Source organism: Actinomycetota bacterium, from assembly GCA_040755895.1.
Lineage (GTDB): Bacteria > Actinomycetota > Aquicultoria > Subteraquimicrobiales > Subteraquimicrobiaceae > Subteraquimicrobium.
The window spans coordinates 1-2,731 of the sequence record JBFMAG010000113.1 but is presented as its reverse complement, the minus strand read 5'-3'; the positions used below and the strand labels follow the sequence as shown (position 1 = coordinate 2,731).

4 protein-coding genes are annotated in these 2,731 nt (G+C 44.6%); 3 read left to right on the top strand and 1 reads right to left on the bottom strand.

Annotated elements, in window-relative coordinates; genetic code table 11:
* Positions 1-95: 95 nt before the first annotated feature.
* A complete protein-coding gene (locus AB1466_05265) occupies positions 96-746 on the bottom strand; it encodes a helix-turn-helix domain-containing protein (GenBank protein ID MEW6189503.1) in 651 nt (216 codons plus the stop codon).
* 201 nt (positions 747-947) lie between these two features.
* On the opposite strand from AB1466_05265, the gene AB1466_05260 reads away from it, so the two are divergent.
* The 3 genes from AB1466_05260 to rsmI all read left to right on the top strand — a co-directional run.
* Complete coding sequence (locus tag AB1466_05260; protein MEW6189502.1) at positions 948-1,118, top strand: 4Fe-4S binding protein; 171 nt, start codon at positions 948-950, stop codon at positions 1,116-1,118.
* 40 nt (positions 1,119-1,158) lie between these two features.
* Positions 1,159-2,100, top strand: a complete 942-nt coding sequence (locus AB1466_05255; GenBank protein MEW6189501.1) for a hypothetical protein — start codon at positions 1,159-1,161, stop codon at positions 2,098-2,100.
* A gap of 17 nt (positions 2,101-2,117) precedes the next feature.
* A partial coding sequence (gene rsmI, locus AB1466_05250) for a 16S rRNA (cytidine(1402)-2'-O)-methyltransferase (GenBank protein MEW6189500.1) occupies positions 2,118-2,731 on the top strand: 614 nt, incomplete at its 3' end.

Below are 2,731 nucleotides of genomic sequence, written 5' to 3'. Positions count from 1 at the left end.
CAGGCATTTCTCGAAGAGATGCTCTCTCTTACCTTTGGGAGTCAATGCGGTGTATTCCTTTCCGTTATCGGTGAGCACTCTATGAAGCGGTATATTTAGACCTCGATATACTGGAAGAACCGCATTTCCAAGGAAGTCACAAGAGGTGGGGCCTTCTTCGAGAGATAGAGCTTGGCAAAACCAAAGGAGGAATCGCAGTCCACAGCAACCTGATGATAAATCTTCCCGATGCCCTTGATTCTTCCCACTAGCTTCACATCCATGGAGAGAAGTTCTCCGGGATAGTGCGTCTCGACGTGGTTTTCCTTCCTCTTCTCAAGTTCCCTTTGTAGGAGTTCTGTGAATATCCCATTTCCCTGCTCCTCAGCATAGAGAAGTCTTTCAAATCTTCTGTTCAAGCCGTTTCTCTTCAGAACGTTGTAGATTCCACCACCGGTGTAGCCGATGCGACCATTTGTTATCCTTCTCAACTCATTGGCTATCCTCTCCGGACCATGGGTGGGATATTCCTTAACGTAATCCAAGATATCCTTCTCCACCCCTTTCTTGATCTGGTTGGGCATCTTGGACTTGGGTCTCTTCTTGGGAGCAAGACCAAGTCTGCCATACTTCTTAAAGTCGGAAAGAAGCTCGTAATACCTGGTCCTTGAGATTCCAAAGATCTGGCAGGCAGCCTTCACATTATGCCTCTTGGCATATTTGAAAAGCTGCACACGATGATGGATAATTAAATCATCGTGGGACATGTTTGACCTCCTTTCGGGTTTGGTTTGGATAACCTCATTTTAACCGAAAGTGTCAACATATCCTGCGTTTGTCAAAGGGCAAAGTGTAAACCTAACTCGTTAATAATACAGTTAACACCATTTTTTAATCTTTTGGACTTTACAAATGGGGAGAATGCGGTTAAGCTTTTTGCTAAAGTTAGCAGGGAGGTGAGTTCAAGGGTGACTTATAAAATAACCGATGACTGTTTAAGCTGTGGGGTCTGTGCCGACGAGTGTCCAGCTGGTGCTATAAATGAGTGCGAAGATAAATATTGCATCGACCCCGATCAGTGCACGGAATGCGGTACGTGTGCTGAGGTATGTCCCGTGGATGCGGTAACTCATGGATAACCAACCATTATCACCTACGCAGTGATAAGTAGGATGGGGTTTGAAGTGGAGGGAGAATACGGAGCTAATCGTGGATTATGGTGGAATATTAAAACGGGCATGGGTAATAACCCTTAGATATAAATCTCTGTGGTTATTTGGTTTGCTCTCTGCCATCTTTGGAGGAGGGGGGAATTACAACTTCAATTTGAGATGGCAACTTCAGCCCGATGAATTTTCATGGAGCAAGACTTCCATTGAAAAATTTCTCCCCTTCCTCGAAAGATTTCCCCCTTGGCCACTTCTCATTTTCATCTGTCTTTTTATACTCATAATCATCGCCCTCTCCATATTCGTGAATTATCTATCTCAAGCTGCGTTGATCGGCATGGTTAGAGATGTCGAATTTGAGCACAAAATAGATGTGGGTCAGGGTTTCAAATATGGTCTATCAAAATGGTTCCCACTTTTTGGAATAACCTTGGGAATTTGGATTCCCTGGATTTTCATGGCTATCTTGCTTCTCGGAATGACCCTTCTTCCCGCGATTTTTGCCTTTGCTTTCAAAGAAACCGCTCTGGGCTTATTTTTCCTAATTTCTGGTCTATTGTTTCTCATTATAATCCTGATACCTTCCTCGATTTCCCTGGCCATTTTGGATTTTTTTGCCGGGAGATACTGTGTCATTGAGAACCTGGGGGTACTTGAAAGCATTAAAAGGGGATACCACCTCCTCCGTGAGAATATTGGGAGAATGCTGATTTTTTGGTTGATCATGTTCGGGGTGGGAATTGGGATCGGTATTATTCTCCTTCTGGTCTTTATGATCTTTGCCATCCCCGTGACCCTTGCCACTGAGGTCAGTCTCTTTCTCGCCATTCTCATCACAATCCCCGGAATAATCGTTTCATTATTTGTTGCATCTTTGGTTCGAGTATTTCTTTCCTCGGCTTGGACCATAGCCTTCCTCCAGCTTTTCAAGAAGCCACTCCCCGCAGCGTAAAAGATTGGTGATTTGAGATGGGAACTTTATTCGTTGTGGCTACGCCCATAGGGAATCTTGAGGATCTTTCCCTCCGTGCCTTAAGGATCCTTAAGGAGGTTGATTTAATCGCCGCCGAAGATACAAGGCATACTAAGATATTGCTCAATCATTACGGTATAAAGACGCCGGTGACGAGCTATCATCGGTACACCCGGATGAGAAAAATCGACTATCTCTTGAATCGGTTAGAAGAGGGCAAGAATATTGCCTTGGTCTGCGATGCCGGTACCCCAGGTATATCCGACCCCGGCTGGAAATTGATAAATGCCGCAGTGAACAAAGGGATAGAGATAGTGCCCATCCCTGGTCCCTCTGCTTTTTTGGCTGCGGCATCCGTCTCGGGGATACCCCTAAGCCAATTTATTTATCTTGGCTTTTTACCGAAGAAAAAAGGGAGAAAGAAGTTGCTGAACTCTTTAAGGGATGAAGAGCGCGTAATCATATTCTACGAATCGTCCCATAGAATTCTCAAAACCTTGACCGAAATTAAAGAGATTTTTGGCGACAGGGAAGTGGTGGTTTGTCGGGAATTGACAAAGAAATTTGAGGATATAATCAGGGGGAGAATCGACGAAGTGATAAGGGAAAT